Origin of the sequence: Microbacterium sp. 22296, from assembly GCF_052045385.1 — a bacterium.
In the GTDB taxonomy this organism is placed as follows: domain Bacteria; phylum Actinomycetota; class Actinomycetes; order Actinomycetales; family Microbacteriaceae; genus Microbacterium.
In genome coordinates, this window is the sequence record NZ_JBQEOS010000002.1 from 122,527 (window position 1) to 144,695 (window position 22,169).

The 22,169-nt window shown below is 69.4% G+C and carries 21 protein-coding genes; 3 read left to right on the top strand and 18 right to left on the bottom strand.

All coding sequences use genetic code 11. The features are described from left to right. Positions 1-41: 41 nt before the first annotated feature. The 12 genes from ACTJJP_RS04215 to prmC form a co-directional block, all read right to left on the bottom strand. Positions 42-302, bottom strand: a complete 261-nt coding sequence (locus tag ACTJJP_RS04215) for a F0F1 ATP synthase subunit epsilon (protein WP_440773778.1) — start codon at positions 300-302, stop codon at positions 42-44. A 1-nt stretch (position 303) separates the two neighbouring features. Then, positions 304-1,752, bottom strand: a complete 1,449-nt coding sequence (gene atpD / locus ACTJJP_RS04220; protein WP_440773779.1) for a F0F1 ATP synthase subunit beta — start codon at positions 1,750-1,752, stop codon at positions 304-306. Positions 1,753-1,774: 22 nt separating this feature from the next. Then, entirely contained in the window at positions 1,775-2,674 is a 900-nt protein-coding gene (locus ACTJJP_RS04225; protein ID WP_440773780.1) for a F0F1 ATP synthase subunit gamma, read from the bottom strand. A gap of 25 nt (positions 2,675-2,699) precedes the next feature. Continuing rightward, entirely contained in the window at positions 2,700-4,331 is a 1,632-nt protein-coding gene (atpA, locus tag ACTJJP_RS04230) for a F0F1 ATP synthase subunit alpha (protein WP_440773781.1), read from the bottom strand. A 62-nt stretch (positions 4,332-4,393) separates the two neighbouring features. Continuing rightward, positions 4,394-5,182 (bottom strand): F0F1 ATP synthase subunit delta, encoded by a 789-nt coding sequence (locus ACTJJP_RS04235; protein ID WP_440773782.1) that lies wholly within the window; start codon positions 5,180-5,182, stop codon positions 4,394-4,396. Next, on the bottom strand, positions 5,182-5,742 hold the full coding sequence (locus ACTJJP_RS04240) for a F0F1 ATP synthase subunit B (protein ID WP_440773783.1): 561 nt from the start codon (positions 5,740-5,742) through the stop codon (positions 5,182-5,184). Before ACTJJP_RS04240 ends, ACTJJP_RS04235 begins: the two co-directional genes overlap by 1 nt. Positions 5,743-5,776: 34 nt before the next feature. Beyond that, on the bottom strand, positions 5,777-6,010 hold the full coding sequence (atpE, locus tag ACTJJP_RS04245; RefSeq protein WP_043360904.1) for a F0F1 ATP synthase subunit C: 234 nt from the start codon (positions 6,008-6,010) through the stop codon (positions 5,777-5,779). Between the two features lie 44 nt (positions 6,011-6,054). Further along, a complete protein-coding gene (atpB, locus tag ACTJJP_RS04250) occupies positions 6,055-6,774 on the bottom strand; it encodes a F0F1 ATP synthase subunit A (RefSeq protein ID WP_374206528.1) in 720 nt (239 codons plus the stop codon). A gap of 312 nt (positions 6,775-7,086) precedes the next feature. Next, complete coding sequence (locus ACTJJP_RS04255; protein WP_440773784.1) at positions 7,087-7,575, bottom strand: hypothetical protein; 489 nt, start codon at positions 7,573-7,575, stop codon at positions 7,087-7,089. After that, entirely contained in the window at positions 7,572-8,747 is a 1,176-nt protein-coding gene (locus ACTJJP_RS04260; RefSeq protein WP_440773785.1) for an MraY family glycosyltransferase, read from the bottom strand. Before ACTJJP_RS04260 ends, ACTJJP_RS04255 begins: the two co-directional genes overlap by 4 nt. Beyond that, positions 8,744-9,481, bottom strand: coding sequence for an L-threonylcarbamoyladenylate synthase (locus ACTJJP_RS04265; protein ID WP_440773786.1), 738 nt, complete (start codon positions 9,479-9,481; stop codon positions 8,744-8,746). The genes ACTJJP_RS04260 and ACTJJP_RS04265 overlap by 4 nt, the downstream gene beginning before the upstream one ends. Positions 9,482-9,520: 39 nt before the next feature. Further along, positions 9,521-10,411, bottom strand: coding sequence for a peptide chain release factor N(5)-glutamine methyltransferase (gene prmC, locus ACTJJP_RS04270; RefSeq protein WP_440773787.1), 891 nt, complete (start codon positions 10,409-10,411; stop codon positions 9,521-9,523). A gap of 98 nt (positions 10,412-10,509) precedes the next feature. Between prmC and cysK the strand changes: the two genes are divergently transcribed. The 3 genes from cysK to ACTJJP_RS04285 all read left to right on the top strand — a co-directional run bounded on the left by cysK (position 10,510) and on the right by ACTJJP_RS04285 (position 13,533). Next, positions 10,510-11,448 carry a cysteine synthase A gene (gene cysK, locus ACTJJP_RS04275; RefSeq protein WP_440773788.1) on the top strand — a complete coding sequence of 313 codons (939 nt, stop codon included), beginning with the start codon at positions 10,510-10,512 and terminating at the stop codon, positions 11,446-11,448. A gap of 2 nt (positions 11,449-11,450) precedes the next feature. Continuing rightward, a complete protein-coding gene (epsC, locus tag ACTJJP_RS04280) occupies positions 11,451-12,020 on the top strand; it encodes a serine O-acetyltransferase EpsC (protein WP_440773789.1) in 570 nt (189 codons plus the stop codon). A 112-nt stretch (positions 12,021-12,132) separates the two neighbouring features. Next, complete coding sequence (locus ACTJJP_RS04285; protein WP_440773790.1) at positions 12,133-13,533, top strand: amidase; 1,401 nt, start codon at positions 12,133-12,135, stop codon at positions 13,531-13,533. Between the two features lie 161 nt (positions 13,534-13,694). Here the strand turns inward: ACTJJP_RS04285 and prfA are convergent, their stop codons facing one another. The 6 genes from prfA to lysA form a co-directional block, all read right to left on the bottom strand. Beyond that, the gene (prfA, locus tag ACTJJP_RS04290; RefSeq protein ID WP_440774153.1) at positions 13,695-14,771 is read right to left on the bottom strand and encodes a peptide chain release factor 1; all 1,077 of its coding nucleotides are present in this window, start codon (positions 14,769-14,771) and stop codon (positions 13,695-13,697) included. A gap of 33 nt (positions 14,772-14,804) precedes the next feature. Beyond that, positions 14,805-17,132, bottom strand: a complete 2,328-nt coding sequence (gene rho / locus ACTJJP_RS04295) for a transcription termination factor Rho (protein WP_440773791.1) — start codon at positions 17,130-17,132, stop codon at positions 14,805-14,807. 151 nt (positions 17,133-17,283) lie between these two features. After that, positions 17,284-18,216 (bottom strand): homoserine kinase, encoded by a 933-nt coding sequence (gene thrB, locus ACTJJP_RS04300; RefSeq protein ID WP_440773792.1) that lies wholly within the window; start codon positions 18,214-18,216, stop codon positions 17,284-17,286. Beyond that, complete coding sequence (gene thrC, locus ACTJJP_RS04305; RefSeq protein WP_440773793.1) at positions 18,213-19,295, bottom strand: threonine synthase; 1,083 nt, start codon at positions 19,293-19,295, stop codon at positions 18,213-18,215. Before thrC ends, thrB begins: the two co-directional genes overlap by 4 nt. A 2-nt stretch (positions 19,296-19,297) precedes the next feature. Beyond that, complete coding sequence (locus tag ACTJJP_RS04310) at positions 19,298-20,650, bottom strand: homoserine dehydrogenase (protein WP_440773794.1); 1,353 nt, start codon at positions 20,648-20,650, stop codon at positions 19,298-19,300. Continuing rightward, complete coding sequence (gene lysA / locus ACTJJP_RS04315) at positions 20,647-22,077, bottom strand: diaminopimelate decarboxylase (protein ID WP_440773795.1); 1,431 nt, start codon at positions 22,075-22,077, stop codon at positions 20,647-20,649. The genes ACTJJP_RS04310 and lysA overlap by 4 nt, the downstream gene beginning before the upstream one ends. Positions 22,078-22,169: the final 92 nt, after the last annotated feature.

Sequence of the window (22,169 nt, forward strand, 5' to 3'; positions counted from 1 at the left end):
GCCCGAGTGATCGGGCGACGCGCGTCGGAGATGAAGCGGCGTCAGGAGACGAGCGAGGCGTTTCCCGCGACGATGGTCAGCTCGTCGTTCGCCATGGACAGGAAGCCGTCCGCAGCGCTCGCGAGGATCTTCGTGCCGTCGGTGCGGGTGATGCGCACCTCGCCCTGCGCGAGGATCGCGAGCACCGGCTCGTGCCCCTGCATGAAGCCGATCTCGCCCTCGACGGTCTTGGCCACGACGAGAGAGGCTTCTCCCGTCCACACCTCGGCGTCGGCCGAGACCAGGCTCACGCGCAGCGGCATGTCAGCCGTTCTCCTTCTGGATCTGCGCCCACTTGGCCTCGACGTCGGCGATGCCACCGACGTTGAAGAACGCCTGCTCGGCGACGTGGTCGAAGTCGCCCTTGACGATCGCGTCGAACGACTCGATGGTCTCCTTGATCGGGACCGTGGAGCCCTCGACACCGGTGAACTTCTTGGCCATGTAGGTGTTCTGCGAGAGGAACTGCTGGATACGACGCGCACGCGACACGACGATCTTGTCCTCTTCCGAGAGCTCGTCGACACCGAGGATCGCGATGATCTCCTGCAGCTCCTTGTTCTTCTGCAGGATCTGCTTCACCGAGGTGGCCACGCGGTAGTGGTCCTCGCCGATGTAGCGCGGGTCGAGGATGCGGCTCGTCGAGGTGAGCGGGTCGATGGCCGGGTACAGACCCTTCGACGCGATCTCACGCGAGAGCTCGGTGGTGGCGTCGAGGTGCGCGAAGGTCGTCGCGGGAGCCGGGTCGGTGTAGTCATCGGCGGGCACGTAGATGGCCTGGAGCGACGTGATCGAGTGACCGCGGGTCGAGGTGATGCGCTCCTGGAGCACACCCATCTCATCGGCGAGGTTCGGCTGGTATCCCACGGCCGAGGGCATACGGCCCAGCAGCGTCGAGACCTCGGAACCGGCCTGCGTGAAGCGGAAGATGTTGTCGATGAACAGCAGCACGTCCTGCTTCTGCACGTCGCGGAAGTACTCCGCCATCGTCAGCGCCGACAGGGCGACGCGCAGACGCGTTCCCGGCGGCTCGTCCATCTGGCCGAACACGAGGGCGGTCTTGTCGAAGACACCCGCCTCTTCCATCTCGGCGATGAGGTCGTTGCCCTCGCGGGTGCGCTCGCCGACACCGGCGAACACCGACACGCCACCGTGGTCCTGCGCGACGCGCTGGATCATCTCCTGGATGAGCACGGTCTTGCCGACACCGGCGCCACCGAAGAGACCGATCTTGCCACCCTGGACGTAGGGGGTCAGGAGGTCGATCGACTTGATGCCGGTCTCGAACATCTCGGTCTTGGACTCGAGCTGGTCGAAGCTCGGCGCCTTGCGGTGGATGCCCCAGCGCTCGGTGACCTCGATGGTCTCACCGGGAACGCCGTTGAGCACCTCACCGGTGACATCGAACACCTTGCCCTTGGTGACGTCGCCGACGGGCACCGAGATCGGGCCGCCGGTGTCGCGCACTTCCTGGCCGCGGATCATGCCGTCGGTGGGCTTGAGCGAGATGGCGCGGACCAGGTCGTCGCCGAGGTGCTGAGCGACCTCGAGCGTGATCTCGGTCGACTCGTCACCGATGGTGATCGTGGTCTTCAGCGCGTTGTAGATCTCGGGGATCGCGTCATGCGGGAACTCGATGTCGACGACCGGGCCGGTGACGCGCGCGACGCGCCCGACGACGGCCGCGTCGGTCTTCTCGGCGGTGAGGCTCATGGCTTCTTCTCTCCTTGGGAACTTACTTGCCGGATGCCAGGGCATCGGCGCCGCCGACGATCTCGGCGATCTGCTGCGTGATCTCCGCCTGACGCGCGTTGTTGCGCAGGCGGGTGTAGTCGGTGATGAGCTTGTCGGCGTTGTCGCTCGCCGACTTCATGGCCTTCTGGGTCGCGGCGTGCTTCGCGGCCGACGACTGCAGGAGGGCGTTGAAGATACGGCTCTGCACGTACGTCGGCAGGAGCGCGTCGAGCACGGTCTCGGCATCGGGCTCGAACTCGTACAGCGGGTAGACCTCCGACTGGGCCGGCGATTCGTCCGCCTCGATCACTTCGAGCGGAAGAAGTCGCACGGACTCCGGCGACTGGGTCATCATGCTGACGAAACGGTTGTACACGAGGTGGATCTCGTCGACGCCGTCGTTCTCTCCGCCGGCCCGGTACGCCTCGAGGACGGCATCCGAGATGGCTTCCGCCGTCGAGAACTGCGGGGTGTCGGTGTCGCCCACCCACTGCGCGACGCTCGGCATGCGACGGAACTGGAAGTATCCGACGGCCTTGCGCCCGACCAGGTAGTAGACGACCTCTTTGCCCTGCGACCGCAGCAGCTCGCTCAACTCGAGACCCTCACGGAGGATCTGCGAGTTGAAGGCGCCGGCGAGCCCGCGGTCGGACGTGAAGATGACCACGGCCGATCGGCGGATGTTCTCGCGCTCGGTCGTCAGCGGGTGGTCGACCGACGAGTACGTGGCCACCGCGGAGACGGCGTTCGTCACGGCTTTCGCGAAGGGCGACGCCGCGCGCACACGCGCCATCGCCTTCTGGATGCGAGAGGCCGCGATGAGCTCCATCGCCTTCGTGATCTTCTTGGTCGTCTGAGCAGAAGAGATCTTCTGCTTGTAGACCCGCAGTTGTGCGCCCATGATTCCGTTCTCGTGTCGTCGCTACTCAGCGACGGCCTTTGACGATCCGCTCCTGGTTGACGTCTTCCGGGCCGGCCGCGTCGACCTTCTCGGCGCCGACGACGCTCTGGTCCTTGCCGGGCTGGAACTCCTTCGAGAATGCATCGACGTGCTTCTCGAGCTCGGCGAGGGTGTCGTCGCCGAGCGCGTTGGTCTCACGCAGGGTGTCGAGCACCGTCGAGTTGCGGCGGAGGTAGTCGAGCAGCTCGCGCTCGAAGCGGAGCACGTCGGAGACCTCGACGGTGTCGAGCTTCCCGTTCGTTCCCGCCCAGATCGACACGACCTGCTCCTCGACCGGGTACGGCGAGTACTGCGGCTGCTTGAGCAGCTCGGTCAGACGCGCACCACGGGCCAGCTGACGACGCGACGCCGCGTCGAGGTCGCTCGCGAACATCGCGAACGCTTCGAGCGAGCGGTACTGGGCCAGCTCGAGCTTCAGCGTTCCCGAGACCTTCTTGATCGACTTCACCTGGGCGTCGCCACCCACGCGCGAAACCGAGATGCCCACGTCGACCGCGGGACGCTGGTTGGCGTTGAACAGGTCGGACTGCAGGAAGATCTGGCCGTCGGTGATCGAGATCACGTTGGTCGGGATGTACGCCGAGACGTCGTTGGCCTTGGTCTCGATGATGGGCAGACCCGTCATCGAGCCGGCACCGAGCTCGTCGGACAGCTTCGCGCAACGCTCGAGCAGACGCGAGTGGAGGTAGAAGACGTCACCGGGGTAGGCCTCACGGCCCGGCGGACGACGGAGCAGCAGCGACACGGCGCGGTAGGCCTCGGCCTGCTTCGACAGGTCGTCGAAGATGATGAGGACGTGCTTGCCGCCGTACATCCAGTGCTGGCCGATGGCCGAACCGGTGTAGGGGGCGAGGTACTTGAAGCCGGCGGGGTCGGACGCCGGGGCGGCGACGATGGTGGTGTACTCCATCGCGCCGGCGTCTTCGAGGGCACCCTTCACCGAGGCGATGGTGGAACCCTTCTGGCCGATGGCGACGTAGATGCAGCGCACCTGCTTGTCGACATCGCCGGATTCCCAGTTCGCGCGCTGGTTGATGATCGTGTCGATCGCGATCGCCGTCTTGCCGGTCTGGCGGTCGCCGATGATGAGCTGACGCTGGCCACGGCCGACGGGGATCATGGCGTCGATAGCCTTGATGCCCGTCTGCAGCGGCTCGTGCACGCTCTTGCGCTGCATGACACCGGGAGCCTGGAGCTCGAGTGCGCGACGACCTTCGGTCGCGATCTCGCCGAGGCCGTCGATCGGGTTTCCGAGCGGGTCGACGACGCGACCCAGGTAGCCGTCACCGACGCCGACCGAGAGGACCTCGCCCGTGCGGGTGACGCTCTGACCCTCTTCGATGCCGGAGAACTCGCCGAGCACGACGACACCGATCTCGTTCTCGTCGAGGTTCTGGGCCAGGCCCAGCGTGCCGTTCGCGAAGCGGATGAGCTCGTTGGCCATCACGCCGGGAAGGCCCTCGACGTGCGCGATGCCATCGGCCGCGTCGACGACGGCGCCGACCTCGGTCGCCGCGGCCCCGGTGGGCTCATAGGCGGTGACGAAGTCTTTCAGCGCGTCACGAATGACGTCGGGGCTGATAGAGAGATCTGCCATTGTCTTCCTTCGTTCGTGGGGCACTCGGCCCCCAGATCCACGCCCGCTCGGGCGGAAAGTCTTTAGCCGGCGATCCGCTGGCGGAGATCGGCGAGGCGTGCGGACACGCTCGCGTCGATGACGTCGTCGGCGACCTGCACGCGCAGTCCGCCGAGAACCGTCGGGTCGATCACTGTGTTGAGCGTGACCGCTGAGCCGTACCGCGCGCTGAGGGAGTTCTGCAGTCGGACCTGCTGGTCGTCGCTCAGGGGGGCGACGGCGTAGACGGTCGCGACGATGCGCGCGCGCTGGTCGGCAACGATGCGCTCGGCCCGGCGCAGCAGCGCACGCACCCGACGACCGCGGGCGTGCTTCACCAGCGATGAGACGATGAGCGCGGTACCGGCGCTGGTACGTCCGTCGAGCAGCTTCGAGACGAGGTCGCTCTTCGCCGTGGCTCCGCCGAGGCGACCGCCCAGCGCGAGTTCGAGCTCGCCGTTGGAGGCCACGGTGCGCGAGAACGAGAACAGCTCCGCCTCGATGTCGGCCGGCTCGGCGACCGAGGTCGCCTGCACGGCGAGCTCTTCGAGCCCCTCGATGAACTGGCCGGGGTTCGACCAGCGCTGCTGGGCGGCGCTGGAGAGCAGCGCAACCGTCGCGGGCTGGTACGACGGACCGAAGACCGCCGAGACGAGACCCGCACGGGCGGCGGGCGGCACCGACGAGTCGGACAGCGCGCCGCTCAGCTGCGCCGAGCCGCTCACGGCGGCGACGGCCGCGAACAGTTCGCGCGCGACGTCGAGATCGACGCCCGACGTGGAGGCCACGGCCTCCGACGTCGCGGTTCGGGCCTGAGTGGTCGCGCTGCCCATTACTTGGCCGCCTTTTCGGAGGCCTCGAGCTCGGCGAGGAAGCGGTCGACCACGGCGTTGGCGCGCGCGTCGTCCGACAGGGTCTCCCCGATCACGTTGCCCGCGAGGTCGACCGCGAGGGTACCGACCTCCGAGCGCAGCTGGACGAGAGCCGTCTGACGCTCGGCCTCGATCTGCGCGTGCGCACTGGCGGTGATGCGCGCGGCCTCGGCCGCAGCGGTCTCTTTCGCCTCGGCGACGATCTTGCGACCGTCCTGCGTCGCGCCCTCACGGATCTCGCCGGCCTGCTTGCGCGCCTCGGCGAGCTGGGCGGTGTACTCCTCGAGGGCGGCCTCGGCCTGTCGCTGGGCCTCGTCGGCCTTGGCGATGTTGCCCTCGATGGCAGCACTGCGCTCGTCGAGCAGCTTCGCCATGCGAGGCAGAGCGACGCGCCACACCACCACGGCGATGATGACGAAGCACACCGCCGACCAGATGATGTCGTACGCGGCAGGCAGGAGCGGGTTCTGCGCTTCCTCGCCCGCGGGCTCCGCGGCGAGTGTGACAAGAGCGTTCAGCATCCTGTCTCCTTACAGTGAGTCGAGAGCGGCCGGATCAGGTGAAGATGAAGCCGGTCGCGATACCGATGAAGGCGAGCGCCTCGGTGAAGGCGATACCGATGAACATCAGGACCTGCAGGCGGCCCGCGAGTTCGGGCTGACGGGCGACGCCCTCGATCGTCTTGCCGACGACGATGCCCACGCCGATGGCGGGGCCGATGGCGGCGAGGCCGTAGCCGATCGTGGCGACGTTACCGGTGACCTGGGCGAGAACCGTAGTTGCGTCCACGGGTTTTTTCCTTTCGTTGGGTGGCTCGGCGTTCGCCGGGCCGCTCAGTGCTCTTCTGCGACCGCGAGCTGGATGTAGACCGCGGTGAGGATCGCGAAGACGTACGCCTGGAGGAAGGCGACGAAGATTTCGAACAGGGTGAAGGCGAGACCGAAGGCGAGGGATCCGGCGCCGAGCGCCGTCCACCAGCCGCCGAGCCCGACGACGAAGAACTGCGTCGCCGAGAAGAACAGCACGAGCATGAGGTGACCGACGACCATGTTCATCAGCAGTCGCAGCGTCAGTGTGACGGGGCGGATGATGAAGGTCGAGAGGAACTCGAGCGGGACGATGATGATGTACAGCGGCCACGGCACGCCGGAGGGCAGCAGGGCGTTCTTGAAGAAGCCGCCGGGGCTCTTCTTGATACCCGCGTAGATGAAGGTGACATACGCGACGATCGCGAGCAGCATGGGCACCGCGATGACGCTGGTGCCGGCGATGTTCAGGAACGGGATGACGCCCGTGATGTTCATGAACAGCACCATGAAGAAGATCGTGGTGAGGATGGGCAGGAACCGACGCCCGTCCTTCTTGCCCAGGATGTCTTCGGCGATGTTGACGCGCACGAAGTCGAGACCCATCTCGGCGACGCTCTGGAAGCGACCGGGGACGATCTTCATGCGCCGAGTGCCGAGCACGAGGAAGAGGACGAGGGCCAGCGTCGCCAGCATCTGCGTGAGGTTGATACGCGTGATCGCGAAGATCGTGCCCTCGAACAGCACCGCATCGGGGAAGAACTCCGAAATGGACGGCGGGTGGAACTCCGCCCCCGCGGACGCGAAGTTCGTGATCAGGGTCGCAGCTTGAGTAGTCAGCGCTGGCTCCAGCTTCGGGGCATCGGTGTGAACCGTTGCGACGATGGTCGGTGATGGTACCCGATGAGGAGACCTGGAAAAGAGTTCCGATCGCGGGTGGGTACGTATGCCACCCTATCAAACTCCCAGGCTGTCCACGTCTCGGGCCGGAGGTTCCTCTCGCCGCCGGACTAACGCGCGGCGAGAGTCGTCGTCGTGGACTATGCGCCCGCGGCGCCCCTACGAGCGGCGGTCGCCCGCGTCGGGGTCGGTGGGCAGTGTCACGTCGCTGGCGCTGGGGATGCGCATGCGCATGAGCACCACCACGTCCACCGCCAGCGAGGCCAGCACGCTGATGACGAGCGCGACGTAGAAGACGACGAGGTCGACCCAGTCCTGGCCCCGCAGCACGGCGATGGCGACGATGAACAGGATCAACTTCAGCAGCCAGCCGCCGAGGACGATGCCGAAGAAGATGGGGACGTAGAGCGGGTCGCCGTACCACCGGTTGGCCACCAGGATGCTGGTCGCCGTCACGGCCAGGAAGATCGCGCTCACGGCGACTCCCGCCAGCGCGCTGCCGAGACCGGGCGCTCCCCCGACGGCGAAGCCGACGGCGGCGCCCACCACCAGCAGGGCGGCGGTCACGATCCCTCCCCAGACCAGGGCGGTGCGCAGCACCGGCGTACTCGAGAGGGGGCGGCGGGCGTCGGGCAGGGCGCTGCTCATGAGGGGGTCTCCGGTCGGGTGGGTCGGGCACGACGGGTCAATCGCCGCAGACGGTGCTGTGAGGGAAGGAGGGTAAGGACGGCGCACGCGGCCACGCCGGTGAAGCCGAAGAGAATGCCGATGAGGTAGTCGCCGGGCCAGCTCTGCTGCGTTCCGATGTACATCAGCAGGAACGCCAGGCTGACCACGGCGGTCCAGCTGTAGAAGATGAGCACCGCGTCGCGGTCGCTGTGGCCCATGTCGAGCATGCGATGGTGCAGATGCTTGCGGTCGGGCGAGAAGGGCGACCGGCCGGCCCACTGACGTCTGAGGACCGCCAACCCGAAATCGAGCAGGGGCAGCAGCACGATCACGACCGGCAGCAGGATCGGGATGAAGGCACCGAGCAGTTGCGAGCGACCGATCTTCTCGGGGTCGAGCACGGCCGGGTCGAGCTGGCCGGTGATGGCGATGGCCGAACTGGCCATGAGCAGTCCCAGCATGAGCGCGCCCGCGTCGCCCATGAACAGCTTCGCCGGCGTCCAGTTCATGGGCAGGAACCCGAGGCACGCGCCGATCAGGACAGCGGCGATGAACGAGGCGAGGTTGAAGTAGGTGCTGGCTCCGGTGTCGCGAACGAGGAGGTACGAGTAGGCGAAGAACACACCGTTGGCGATCAGGCAGACACCCGCGACGAGGCCGTTGAGTCCGTCGATGAAGTTGACGGCGTTCATCACGACCACGAGGGCGAAGACGGTGAGCAGGAAGCTCACCCACCCCGATCCGACCGTGAGCGCCCCGATCGGCAAGGACAGGATCTGCAGTTGCCCGAACCAGGCGATGATGCCGGCGGCGATGAATTGCGCGCCGAGCTTGATCATCCAGTCGAGGTCCCACAGGTCGTCCGCGACCCCGATGAGCACGATGAGGAGCACGGCGCCCAGAAGGGAGAGCACCGGCACCGGGTCCGCCCAGAGAATGGCGAAGTACGGGTTGCGACTCGACAGGGCGAACGCCGCGGCGACACCGAGGAACATCGCCACCCCGCCGAGACGGGGGGTCGGCGTCTGATGGACGTCGCGATCCCGGATGCCGGGATACAGCTTGAACCGCAGAGCGAGCTTCCACACCACCCACGACAGTGCGAGCGTGACCGCCGCCGTGAACAGGATGATGAGGAGATATTGGGTCACGGACCCGGCGCCTCGGAATCCGGCGACGGATCGACCGACGGCACGAGGGGGGTGACGGCGTCGTCGTCCGGGTCGGGCTCGAGCAGGTCGCCGAGCACCGCACGCAGGCGCTCGCGCGAGATGGCTCCCTCGCGCAGCACGCGCACCTGGGGCTCGGCGCCGCCGACCAGGGTCGTGGCGTCGACGATCGTCGAGGCGACGCCCGTCTCGCTGGGGCCGGCGTCGAGGTAGGCCGCGACGGTGTCTCTCAGCATGTCGCGAGCGGAGTCGATGTCGACCGCGGCCGCCATGCCGGTCAGGTTCGCGCTCGAGACGGCGAGGGGGCCTGTCTCCTCCAGAAGCTCGAGCGTGAGCTTCTGCGCGGGCATGCGCACCGCGACCGTTCCGTGCGTGTCACCGAGGTCCCACGAGAGCGACGGCTGTGCGGGCAGGACGATGGTCAGTCCGCCGGGCCAGAACTCTCGCACGAGGTCGTCGACGGCGGGCGGGATCTCGGCGACGAGCGCGCGCAACGTCGCCACCCCCGGCACGAGCACGGGCGGTGGTTGTTGACGCCCCCGGCCTTTCGCCTCGAGGAGTCCCGCGACGGCGCGCGCATTGAACGCGTCGGCGGCGATTCCGTAGACGGTGTCGGTGGGGAGCACGACGAGTTCGCCTCGGCCGATCGCCTGACGCGCGTGGCGCATCCCGGACCGCAGCTGCGACTCGTCACGGCAGTCGTAGACGGGTGACATGTCGCGCGTCAGTCTAGCCGTGCCCCGCTGAGAGCGCGGTCACGGACGAACGGCCGTCGTCGCGCGGTCCCGCATCGTCAGGTCGATGTGCGTGGCGGCCGAGCGCCAGCCGTCGGCGGTCAGGATGCCGCGGATCGCCTCGCCCTGCCACTCGCCGTGCTCGAGCACGATGGAGCCGCCCGGGTGGGCGAGACGCAGACCCACCTGACTGAGCCGGCGCACGGCATCCAATCCGTCGGGACCGCCGTAGAGGGCCGCGGGCGGATCATACAGCCGCACCTCGGGGTCACGCGGGATCGCGTCGTCCGGAACGTAGGGCGGATTGGAGGCCACGACCGACACGGTGCCGTCGAGGTCGGCGAAGGCGACCGCGAGATCGGCGAAGGCGAGGGTGAGGTTGTCGGCCCCGACGCGGGAGTGGTTGAGCTTGGTCCAGATGAACGCGTCGACCGAGTTCTCCGCGGCGAACACGCGCGCGTGGGGCACCTCGGTCGCCATGGCGAGGGCGATCGCTCCGCTGCCGGTGCCGAGGTCGACCGCGATCGGGGACTCGGACGCCGCGGCACGGAGCGCGTCGATCGCGAGCTGGGCCACCATCTCGGTTTCGGGGCGGGGCACGAAGACGCCCGGGCCGACGGCCAGCTCGAGCGAGCGGAACGGGGCGAGCCCCGTCAAGTGCTGCAGCGGCTCTCGCTGACAGCGTCGGTCTACCAGCGACGCGAGGGCAGCGGCGACGGCGGGCGGCATCCGATCTCCGCGGACGGCGGCGGCCTGCACTCCCCCGCGGGAGGTCTCGAGCACGTGGGCGACGAGGAGCTCGGCGTCGACCTGCGCGTCGGGGATACCGGCCATCCCGAATCGGCGGGCGGTTTCGCGGACGACGTCGCCGACGAGAGAGGGGGAAGGCGAGGGCGGAGGCGTCTGCAGCATGACGGAAGCCCAGCTTAGTAGCGCAACGTCACACAAGAGTCGGTGTCGGAGGCCTCGCCTAGGATCATCACGTTCTGATCGACGGCGAAAGGCGCCCCATGCCCGGCATTCACTCCGACATCACCTCCGCGTTCGGCGACACCCCCCTCGTGCGGTTGAACCGCGTCGCGGAGGGGACAGAGGCGCAGATCCTGCTGAAGCTGGAGTTCTACAACCCGGCCTCCAGCGTCAAGGACCGTCTGGGCATCGCGATCGTCGATGCGGCCGAGGCGTCGGGTGAGCTGAAGCCCGGCGGCACCATCGTGGAGTCCACGAGCGGAAACACCGGCATCGCCCTCGCCATGGTCGGCGCGGCGCGCGGCTACAAGGTCATCCTCACCATGCCCGCCTCGATGTCGAAAGAACGCCGCATCCTGCTCAAGGCGTTCGGCGCCGAGCTCGTGCTGACCGACCCCACCAAGGGCATGAAGCTCGCCGTCGACGAGGCCAAGCGCATCGTCTCCGAGACCCCCGGCGCCGTCTGGGCCCGCCAGTTCGAGAACGAGGCCAACCCGGCCATCCACCGCAAGACCACCGCCGAGGAGATCCTCCGCGACACCGACGGCAAGGTCGACTACTTCGTCGCCGGCATCGGTACCGGCGGCACCATCACCGGCGTCGGCCAGGTGCTGAAGGAACGCATCCCGGGCGTGCAGATCGTCGCCGTCGAGCCGGCCGACTCCCCCATCCTCACCAAGGGCCACCCCGGGCCCCACAAGATCCAGGGCATCGGCCCGAACTTCGTTCCCGAGATCCTCGACCGCGACATCCTCGACGAGGTCATCGACGTCGAGTTCGACGACGCGATCCGCCTGGCCCGCGAAACGGCCGCCAAAGACGGCATCCTGGTCGGCATGTCGTCGGGTGCGGCCATTTGGGCCGCTCTGGAGGTCGCCCGTCGTCCCGAGGCCGCGGGCAAGAACATCGTCGTGATCATCCCGTCTTACGGCGAGCGCTACCTCTCGACGGCGCTGTACGAGCACCTGCGCGAAGACTGACGGTGGGGGTCCTCTCCCGCGTCCGCGAAGACATCTCCTCCGCCAAGCTCCGCGACCCCGCGGCGCGCGGCGCGCTCGAGATCGCTCTGCTGTACCCCGGGCTTCACGCCGTGTGGTCCTACCGCATCGCGAACCGCCTGTGGCGACGGGGTCTGCGGTTTCCGGCGCGCGCCCTGTCGCAGGTGACCCGGTGGCTCACCGGTGTCGAGATCCATCCCGGCGCGACGATCGGGCGACGTTTCTTCATCGACCACGGCATGGGCGTCGTCGTGGGCGAGACGGCCGAGGTGGGTGACGACGTGATGCTGTACCACGGCGTCACGCTCGGCGGCCGGCAGCGCGAGGGCGGCAAACGTCACCCCACGCTGCACGATGGGGTCGCCGTGGGCGCGGGGGCCAAGATCCTCGGACCCATCACGTTGGGCGCCGGAACGGTGGTCGGTGCCAACGCCGTCGTGACCCGTGACGCCCCCGCCGACAGTGTGCTCGTGGGCGTGCCGGCGAAGGCGCGGACGCGGCGGAGCGGCGAAGACACCCGCGCCCTCCTGACCACGCCCGAGTACTGGATCTGACGCTCTCCCGATAGTCCGGACGGCCCCGCGACGGCGGTGNGACGGCCGACGGTCCCGGGACGACAGGCCCCTCCGTCGCACCGACGACCGGGTCGCGCCGTAGTCTCGACTCATGGCCCGTCTGCACGACCTGTCGCTCGTCGCCCAGACCGAGGCATTGCGTACGGGCGGCCTCTCCCCCGTCGATCTAGCCACGCACTACCTCGATCGCATCCGGCTCCTGAACGACCTCGGCGCGTTCGCCGAAGTGACGGCGAGTTCCGCGCTGCAACGGGCTGCCCAGTTGGAGCGACCCACCGCTGCGGTCCTGTGGGGCATCCCCCTCGCCGACAAGGACCTCGTCGCCCGCGCCGGTGTACCCACCCGCTACGGCTCGCGCTCCCGCGTCGATCACGTTCCCACGGCATCCGATCCCCTCGCGGCGGCACTCGACGACGCCGGCGCGGTCAGTGTCGGAAAGACCAGCACGTCGGAGTTCGGCCTGACGGGGTTCACCGAGCCGCTGATCCACCCGCCGGCGCGCGACCCCTGGAGATTCGGGGCGGGGGCGGGAGGCTCCAGTGGCGGCGCCGCCGTCGCGGTCGCGGCGGGCCTGCTTCCCGCGGCCGTGGGCTCAGATGGTGGCGGCTCGATCCGCATCCCCTCCGCAACGGTCGGCGTCGTGGGGCTCAAGCCCTCGCGGGGCCGCCTGCCGATCGGTTCGGGCTTCGACTCCCCCGATGGCCTGTCGGTCACCGGCCCGATCGCCCGTTCCGCAGAGGACGCCGGCCTGCTCCTCGACGCGCTCGTCGAGCTCGCGCCGTTCCGGTACGCCACCACGGCGCCCGGGTCGGGGCCGTTCGTCGACGCCGCCCGTCGCCCTCCGGGCCATCTGCGCGTCGGGGTCACCACCGTGTCGCCGTGGGATGACGACGAGGACATCGTGCTCCATCCCGACGCGCGCACCGCTTTCGAGACGGCCGCCGCCTGGCTGAGCGACGCGGGGCACGACATCACGGATGCCGAGTGGCATCCCTTCGGCTACGCGTTGCTCTTCCATGTGCTCTGGCGCGCGAGCGCCGCGCGGATCCCGCTGAGTGAAGGCGACATGACGCTCGTCGAACCGCTGACCGCGTGGCTCGTGAGAGAGGGACGCCGGCTGCCCTCCCTCGATCTGCTCGACGGACTCGCCTCGGCTCGGGCCTTCGAGCGCCGCACGATCGCCGACTTCGCCCCCTTCGATGCGGTGCTCACCCCGGCGCTCGCTCAGGCGCCGCAACCGGTGGGTGCGTACGCCGGGCACAGCCCCGAACGCACCTTCGCGATGCAGGTGGAGTACGCCCCGTACTCGAGCTTCGTCAACGTCGCCGGGCTCCCGGCGCTCACGCTGCCGGTGACCACGGATGCCGAGGGGCACCCCGTCTCCGTGCAGCTCGTCGGTCAGCCGGGTGGCGAGGCGACGCTGCTGTCGCTGGGCGCGCAGCTCGAGCAGCGCCGCGGACCTCTCCCCCACCCGCCGGTCTGGGACGCCTGACGCGCCGGCTGCACACCACGGAGCACGCCGAGAGAGCACCGGCGAGGTGCCCGAGGTCGGCGCAGACGCACTCGATGAGGGGGGACGTGCCGCCCGGAGCGGCAGGTCGCGCGGATAACCGCGGCGAAACTGCGACCACCCCGTGTGACGGCTCGAGCGCGTCAGTCTCCGGAGAGGGCCGCGAGCCGGGCTTCCTCATCGGCGGTGATCGCCGAGTCGATGATCGGGCCGAGCGCGCCGTCCATCACCTGGTCGAGGTTGTACGCCTTGTAGCCGGTGCGATGGTCGGCGATCCGGTTCTCGGGGAAGTTGTACGTGCGGATGCGCTCGGAACGGTCCATTCCGCGGATCTGCGACTTGCGCGCGTCGGCGGCCACCGCGTCGCGCTCCTCCTGCTGCTTGGCGAGCAGGCGTGCACGGAGAACCCGCATACCGGCCTCTCGGTTCTGCAGCTGGGACTTCTCGTTCTGCATCGACACGACGATGCCCGTGGGCAGGTGCGTGATGCGCACGGCGGAGTCGGTGGTGTTGACCGACTGTCCGCCGGGACCCGATGAGCGGAACACGTCGATCTTGAGGTCGTTGGGGTCGATCCCGACCTCCTCGGGCTCGTCGACCTCGGGGAAGACGAGCACACCCGTCGTCGAGGTGTGGATGCGGCCCTGCGACTCCGTCGCCGGCACGCGCTGCACGCGGTGCACGCCGCCCTCGTACTTCAGGTGCGCCCACACCCCCTGCGCCGGGTCGCTCGAGGAACCCTTGATCGCGACCTGGACGTCCTTGTATCCGCCCAGATCGCTCTCGGTGCGCTCGAGCAGTTCGGTCTTCCACCCCATGGACGCCGCGTACTGCAGGTACATGCGCAGGAGGTCGGCCGCGAACAGCGCGCTCTCGGCCCCGCCCTCACCGCCCTTGATCTCCATGATCACGTCGCGCGCATCGTCGGGATCACGCGGTATCAGCAGGCGCCGCAGGCGCTCCTGCGTGTCGGAGACGCGCTCTTCGAGCGCGGGGACCTCTTCGGCGAAGGCCTCGTCTTCGCGGGCGAGCTCGCGCGCCGCCTCGAGATCATCGGATGCCGCCGTCCACGCGTCGTACGCGTGCACGATGCGGTTGAGTTCGGCGTACCGCCGATTCACCCGCTTCGCGCGCGCCGCATCCGCGTGGACGGCCGGGTCGTTGAGCTCGAGCTCGATCTGCCGGTGCTCATCGAGCAGCCCGCGGACGGACTCGAAGATGCCGGATGTCTCGGCAGGCTCAGCGGCCACGGGTCAGCGGATGCTGTTGTCGTCACCGCCGCGCGCGGGCGCCGGGATCGACTTCTGCATCTGCACGAGGAACTCGACGTTGGACTGGGTCTCCTTGAGCTTGCCGAGCACGACCTCGAGGGCCTGCTGGGGCTCGAGACCGGCCAGGGCCCGGCGGAGCTTCCAGGTGATCTTGACCTCGTCGGGCGACAGCAGCATCTCTTCGCGGCGGGTGCTCGAGGCGTTGACGTCGACGGCCGGGAAGATTCGCTTGTCGGCGAGCTGGCGGTTCAGGCGCAGCTCGCTGTTGCCCGTGCCCTTGAACTCCTCGAAGATCACGTCATCCATCTTGGAGCCGGTCTCGACCAGCGCCGTGGCAAGGATCGTGAGCGATCCGCCGTTCTCGATGTTGCGCGCCGCGCCGAAGAAGCGCTTGGGCGGGTACAGCGCCGAGGCGTCGACACCGCCGGAGAGCACGCGGCCCGAGGTGGGGGCGGCGAGGTTGTACGCGCGGCCGAGACGGGTGATCGAGTCGAGCAGCACGACGACGTCGCGACCGAGCTCCACGAGGCGCTTCGCGCGCTCGATGGCCAGCTCGGCGACCGTCGTGTGGTCTTCGGCCGGACGGTCGAACGTCGAGGCGATGACCTCGCCGCGGACGGTGCGCTGCATGTCGGTGACCTCTTCGGGGCGCTCGTCGACGAGCACGACCATGAGGTGGACCTCGGGGTTGTTCGTGGCGATCGCGTTGGCGATCTGCTGCAGCACGATCGTCTTGCCGGCCTTCGGGGGCGCGACGATCAGTCCACGCTGGCCCTTGCCGACCGGGGCGACCAGGTCGATGATGCGCTGCGTGAGCTTCTCGGGGCCGGTCTCCAGGCGCAGGCGCTCCTGGGGGTACAGGGGGGTGAGGTTGTTGAACTCCACGCGGGCGGCGGCGTCGTCCACCGACAGGCCGTTGATGGAGTCGACCTGAACGAGCGCGTTGTACTTCTGGCGCCCCTGCTGCTCACCCTCGCGAGGCTGCTTGATGGCACCGACGACGGCGTCGCCCTTGCGCAGGTTGTACTTCTTGACCTGGCCGAGCGAGACGTAGACGTCGCTCGGGCCGGGCAGGTAGCCGGTGGTGCGCACGAACGCGTAGTTGTCGAGCACGTCGAGCACGCCGGCGATGGGGACGAGCACGTCGTCCTCGCCGATCTCGGTCTCGAACTCGTCGCCGGTGGCGCTCTGGCCGCGGCGCTTGTTGCGCTGACGGTTGCGACTGTTGGCCGCTCCCTGCTGCTGCTGGGCCTGCTGGCCGCCCTGCTGTGCGTTGTCGCGCGGGGATGCGCCGCCCTGCTGACCGTTGTCACGCTGGCCGTTGTCACGCTGGCCGTTGTCGCGCTGGCCGCCCTGCTGTGCGTTGTCGCGCTGCGAGGCACCCTGCTGGCCACCCTCGCGCTGGCCGCCCTGCGTGGGCGCCTCGGCGTCGTCGGAGCCGGCGTCGGACTTCTCGACTGCGGCGTCCGGCTTGTTGCGGTTGCGGTTGCGCGAGCGGCTCCGACCACGACCGCGAGCAGGTGCCTCATCGGACTGCTCGGCGCTGTCGGAAGCGGCGTTCTCGCCGTCGTTCGCGTCGTCTGCCGCTGCAGGCTCCGACGCCTCGGAGGCGCCGGATTCTTCGCCGACGACGTCTGCGGACGGCGCGTCACTGGACGGGGCGTCGGTGCTCGATGCCTCCGCGCTCGACGCGTCGGTCGTCTCGGCGACGATGGGCGATTCGGCGGCGGCGTCCTCGGCGACATCGGCCGCGGTCGTGACGGGAGTCGTCGGCTCGTCCGACGCCGCGTCGGCGACCGGAGCGTCGGCGACAGCGGCTGCTTCGGCGGTAGCTGCCTCAGCGGCGGCGGCTTCAGCGGCGGCGGCTTCGGCAGCGGCCTTCTCTTTCGCGGTGGCGGTCGTCGCGCGACGGGGGGCCCGCTTGCGCGGGGCGCGTGCGGGCTTCTCCGGGGGGGCGGTCTCCTCCGCGGGGGCCGTCTCGGCAGCCGGCTCGGCCGCGAGCGCGACGTCGGCGGATGCCGTGTCGTCGGCCGCGGCGGCGGCTTCGTTGGCCGGGGCGTCGGGGGCCGAAGCGTCTTCGGCCGGGGCGTCGGCGATGGCGTCGTCGGCGAACAGCGGCTCGGGCTGCGCATCTGCAGCTGTGACGGCCGGGGCGTCCGTGCCCTCGGTCGTCACTGCGTCGAGCGAGCTCTGTTCGGCGTCGGTGTCCGGCGCGACGGTGCCCTGCGCGTCAGCCGTGGGCTGCTCTTCGGCGGGGATCTCGGCGCCCTCGGGCGCGTCGACGGAATGGGTCTCGGAGATGGACTCCACGAGTGCTCCTCAGAATGAAACGTGTCAGATCGCGCTTCGCCGTGCAGATCGCAGACGAAGAGACACCAGCGGTTCGGGAGATTGCAGCCAATACCGGGTTCGCGATGTGTTGCGGATTTCGCAGGTGGTGCAGAGGCTCAGATTCGCGAAGTTACGCGGAACCCTCTGCGTTTTTCACTGTACCACCCTTGACGTCGACGGCGAGCATGAGCGCCTGCCACGGGGTGTCGACCACGGATGCCATAAGATCAGCGGCCTCAAGACGCTGCCCGGGGCCGTCGGCGAGCACCAGGACGCTGGGGCCGGCCCCCGAGACGACGGCCGCGTATCCCTCGGCGCGGAGCGCCCGCACGAGCCGGTCGGTCTCGGGCATGGCCTGCGCGCGATAGTTCTGGTGCAGTTTGTCTTCGGTCGCCGCCATGAGCAGTTCGGGGCTCTGCGTCATCGCCGCGATGAGCAGGGCCGAGCGCGAGACGTTGAACACCGCGTCCTCGCGCGGGACCTGCAGGGGCTGCAGGCTCCGCGCGACGGCCGTCGACATCGTGAAGCTCGGCACGAAGACCAGCGGCGACACGCCCCGGTGGACGATGAGCTGCTTGTGCTGCGGGCCGTCGGCATCCATCCACGCGATCGTCAGACCACCGAAGAGGCCCGGCGCGACGTTGTCGGGGTGCCCCTCGAGCTCGGTGGCCAGGCGCAGCAGATCGACGTCGCTGAAGACGACCTCGCCCTCGAGCAGGCCCTTCGCGGCGAGGATGCCGGCCACCACCGCCGCGCCCGACGAGCCCATGCCGCGCCCATGCGGGATGACGTTGTGCGCGGTCAGTCGCAGCCCCGGGAGGGTGCGGCCGACCGACGCGTAGGTGTGCGCCATCGCGCGCACCACGAGGTGAGACGCGTCGCGCGGCACGTCGGCCGTGCCTTCGCCCGCGACCTCGATCTCGAGGCGATCGGTGTCGAGCTGCTCGACGACGAGGTCGTCGTAGACGCTCAGCGCCAGACCGAGGGTGTCGAAGCCGGGCCCGAGGTTCGCGCTCGTGGCGGGAACGCGGACCGCGACTCGGCGACCGGGGCCTGAGCTCACGCGGTCACCGGCTGCAGGTCGAGCACCGAGGCGACCTCCGAGGTGGCCGCGTCGACGACGGTGGGCTCGACGGTCGTGCCGTCGGCGTTGCGCAGCGCCCACTGGGGGTCTTTCAGGCCGTGACCGGTGACGGTGAGCACGACCTTCGCGCCGGCCGGGATGATCCCCGCCTCGGCACGGCTGAGCAGACCCGCGACGCTGATCGCCGACGCGGGCTCGACGAAGACGCCGACCTCGCCCGCGAGGATCTTCTGCGCCTCGAGGATGCCGTCGTCGTCGATCGCCCCGAACCAGCCGTCGGTGGCGTCTCGTGCTTCGAGCGCGAGGTCCCACGAGGCGGGGTTGCCGATGCGGATCGCGCTGGCGATCGTCTCGGGGTTCTTCACGACCTCGCCGCGCACGAGCGGGGCGGAGCCGGCGGCTTGGAAGCCGAACATGCGGGGCACGCGCGTGGCGGCACCGCGTGCGGCCTCTTCGCGGTATCCCCGGGAGTAGGCGGTGTAGTTGCCCGCGTTGCCCACGGGGATGAAGTGGAAGTCGGGGGCGTCGCCGAGCTGCCCGACGACCTCGTAGGCCGCGGTCTTCTGACCCTCGATGCGGTCGGGGTTGACCGAGTTGACCAGGTGCACCGGGTAGTGGTCGGCGAGCTCGCGCGCGATCTCGAGGCAGTCGTCGAAGTTGCCGCGGATCTGGATCAGTCGACCGTTGTGAGCGACCGCCTGGCTGAGCTTGCCCATCGCGATCTTGCCCTCGGGCACGAGCACGGCGGCGGTGATGCCGGCGTGGGCGGCATAGGCCGCCGCCGAGGCCGAGGTGTTGCCGGTCGAGGCGCAGATGACGGCCTTCGCGCCGTGCTCGACGGCACGCGAGAGCGCCACCGTCATCCCGCGGTCCTTGAAGGATCCGGTGGGGTTCATGCCCTCGAACTTCACCCACACGTCGGCGCCGGTGCGGCGCGACAGCGCGGGAGCGGGGATGAGGGGCGTGCCGCCCTCCCCCAGGGTGACGACGGTGGAGGCGTCGGTGACGCCCAGACGGTCGGCGTACTCGCGGAGGACTCCGCGCCAGAGATGAGCCATGTTCAGTTCCCTTCCACGCGCAGCACGGAGACCACGCGCTCGACGACGCCGCTGGCGGCGAGACGCTCGACGGTCTCGCTCAGGTCCTGCTCGCGGGCCTTGTGTGTTCCGATGACCAGGCGGGCCGAACCCGCACCGGTGCTCCCCGTCGCGGCGACCGCTTCGGCGGCTTCCGAGGACGTTTCGATGACGGTCTGCTCGACGGTCGCGATCGACACGCGACCCTCGCTCAAGATGCCGGCGACCGTGGCGAGCACGCCCGGCCGGTCATCGACCTCGAGCGTGATCTGGTATCGCGTGATCACGCGCCCGATCGGCACGGCGGGGAGGTTCGCACGGGTCGACTCCCCCACGCCCACTCCCCCCGCGATGTGCCGGCGGGCGGCCGAGACGACGTCCCCGAGCACGGCCGAGGCGGTCTGCACGCCGCCGGCTCCGGCGCCGTAGAACATCAGGTCGCCCGCGGCCTCGGCCTGGACGAACACGGCGTTGTTCGCACCGTGCACACTCGCGAGCGGGTGCGCGCGATCGACGAGAGCCGGGTAGACGCGCACCGAGATCGACTCGGTGCCGCCGTCTTCGGCGGCGAGGCGCTCGCACACGGCGAGCAGCTTGATGACGTAGCCGGCGTGACGAGCGGACTCGATCATCGCGGCGTCGACCGACGTGATGCCCTCGCGGTGCACGGCATCCAGGGGAACCGTGGTGTGGAACGCGAGGCTCGCGAGGATGGCCGCCTTCTGCGCGGCGTCGTATCCCTCGACGTCGGCGGTGGGGTCGGCTTCGGCGTAGCCGAGCGCCTGGGCCTGGGCCAGCACGTCGGCGAAGTCGGCGCCCTCGGTGTCCATGCGGTCGAGGATGTAATTGGTGGTGCCGTTGACGATGCCCATGATCCGCACGACGCGGTCGCCGGCGAGCGAGTCGCGCAGCGGCCGGATGATGGGGATGGCGCCGGCGGCGGCGGCCTCGTAGTAGACCTCGGCCCCGACCTGGTCGGCGGCCTCGAAGACCTCGGAGCCGTGGGTGGCGAGCAGCGCCTTGTTCGCGGTGACGACGTCGGCGCCCGAGGCGATCGCGTGCAGCACCTGCGTCCGCGCGGGCTCGATCCCACCCATCAGCTCGATGACGATGTCGCTGCCGACGATGAGCGTGTCGGCGTCCGTCGTGAAGAGCTCACGAGGCAGATCGACGTCGCGCTTCGCATCGAGGTTCCGTACGGCGATGCCGGCGAGCTCGAGCTTCGCGCCCGCGCGGTCGGCGAGTTCGTCACCGTGTCTGAGCAGCAGGTCGGCGACCTGGGAGCCGACGGCGCCGGCGCCGAGGAGCGCCACGCGCAACGTGCGGTAGTCGGTCATTCGGTGTCTCCGTGGGGTGTGAGGGGCGTGATGGATGCCGGGACTCCGGCGTCGCGGGCGAGCAGATCGTCGACGGTCTCGCCGCGGACGATGACGCGCGCCTCGCCCCCGCGCACCGCCACGACGGGCGGGCGAGGGGTGTAGTTGTAGTTGCTCGCGAGCGAGAAGCAGTAGGCGCCGGTCGCGGGCACACCGAGCAGATCGCCCGGCGTGACGTCGGCGGGGAGATACTCGGCATCCACCACGATGTCTCCCGACTCGCAGTGCCGCCCGACGACCCGCGTCAGAGCCGGTTTCTCGTGACTCGTGCGCGAGACGATGCGCGCCGAGAAGTCGGCGCCGTACAGCGCCGGTCTCGCGTTGTCGCTCATGCCGCCGTCGACGCTGACGTAGGTGCGGTCGAGACCCTCGGCCGCCGTGACGGTCTTGACCGTGCCCACCTCGTACAGCGTCACGCCCGCCTGAGCGACGATGACGCGCCCGGGTTCGGTGGCGACATCGGGCATCGGGATACCGCGCACCGCGCACTCGTCGGCGATCGCGTCCAGGATGCCGTCGGCGATCTCCTCGATCGGCTTCGGGTCGTCGACCGAGGTGTAGGAGATGCCGAAGCCGCCGCCCACGTTCATGAGCGGGATCTCTCCCCCGGCCAGCAGGTCGGCGTGCAGGTCGACCAGGCGCGCGGCCGACTCGCGGAAACCGGAGGAGTCGAAGATCTGCGAGCCGATGTGCGCGTGCAGGCCGACGAAGCGCAGGCTCGGAAGCTCGCGGATGCGCGAGACCGCCTCGGCCGCCCCCTCGAGGGAGAAGCCGAACTTCTGGTCTTCATGAGCGGTCGCCAGGAACGCGTGGGTCTCGGCGTGAACCCCGGTGCGCACCCGCACGAGCACGGGCTGCACCGCACCGCGGCGGTCGGCGATGGCGGCGAGCCGCTCGATCTCGATGGGGCTGTCCACGACGACCGAACCGATGCCGACCTCGACCGCACGCTCGAGCTCACCCACGCTCTTGTTGTTGCCGTGGAAGCCGAGCCGCGCGGGATCAGCGCCGCCGGCCAGGGCCACCTCGAGCTCTCCGCGGGTGCAGACGTCGACCGCGAGTCCTTCGTCGACGACCCACCTCACGACCTCCGTCGAGAGGAACGCCTTCCCCGCGTAGTACACGCGAGCCCGGATGCCGTGCCGCGCGGCCGCGGATTCGAAGGCCGCACGGGCGCGACGAGCGTGGGAGCGCACCTCGTCTTCGTCGAGGACGTAGAGCGGGGTACCGAAACGGTCGCGCAGGTCGAAGACCGAGACCCCGCCGATCTCGACGGACCCGCCGTCGACGCGTCGAGCGGACGCGGGCCAGACAGGGGCGACGAGCTCATTCGCTTCGGCCGGGGCGGTGAGCCACTCGGGCACGAGCGCGGAGTGCGAGGCGGACACAGGGGGACCAATCGGGTTTGCGGCGACGCGACGGCCGCGGATCACGGCTCCACCCCCGGCGGAGAGTCACGCGAGGGGTGGTGGTTGCAGTC

Coding starts and splice junctions, on each gene's coding strand:
- ACTJJP_RS04215 (WP_440773778.1), bottom strand. CDS start 302: ATGCCGCTGCGCGTGAGCCTGGTCTCGGCCGACGCCGAGGTGTGGACG.
- atpD (WP_440773779.1), bottom strand. CDS start 1,752: ATGAGCCTCACCGCCGAGAAGACCGACGCGGCCGTCGTCGGGCGCGTC.
- ACTJJP_RS04225 (WP_440773780.1), bottom strand. CDS start 2,674: ATGGGCGCACAACTGCGGGTCTACAAGCAGAAGATCTCTTCTGCTCAG.
- atpA (WP_440773781.1), bottom strand. CDS start 4,331: ATGGCAGATCTCTCTATCAGCCCCGACGTCATTCGTGACGCGCTGAAA.
- ACTJJP_RS04235 (WP_440773782.1), bottom strand. CDS start 5,182: ATGGGCAGCGCGACCACTCAGGCCCGAACCGCGACGTCGGAGGCCGTG.
- ACTJJP_RS04240 (WP_440773783.1), bottom strand. CDS start 5,742: ATGCTGAACGCTCTTGTCACACTCGCCGCGGAGCCCGCGGGCGAGGAA.
- ACTJJP_RS04255 (WP_440773784.1), bottom strand. CDS start 7,575: ATGAGCAGCGCCCTGCCCGACGCCCGCCGCCCCCTCTCGAGTACGCCG.
- ACTJJP_RS04265 (WP_440773786.1), bottom strand. CDS start 9,481: ATGTCACCCGTCTACGACTGCCGTGACGAGTCGCAGCTGCGGTCCGGG.
- prmC (WP_440773787.1), bottom strand. CDS start 10,411: ATGCTGCAGACGCCTCCGCCCTCGCCTTCCCCCTCTCTCGTCGGCGAC.
- cysK (WP_440773788.1), top strand. CDS start 10,510: ATGCCCGGCATTCACTCCGACATCACCTCCGCGTTCGGCGACACCCCC.
- ACTJJP_RS04285 (WP_440773790.1), top strand. CDS start 12,133: ATGGCCCGTCTGCACGACCTGTCGCTCGTCGCCCAGACCGAGGCATTG.
- thrC (WP_440773793.1), bottom strand. CDS start 19,295: ATGGCTCATCTCTGGCGCGGAGTCCTCCGCGAGTACGCCGACCGTCTG.
- ACTJJP_RS04310 (WP_440773794.1), bottom strand. CDS start 20,650: ATGACCGACTACCGCACGTTGCGCGTGGCGCTCCTCGGCGCCGGCGCC.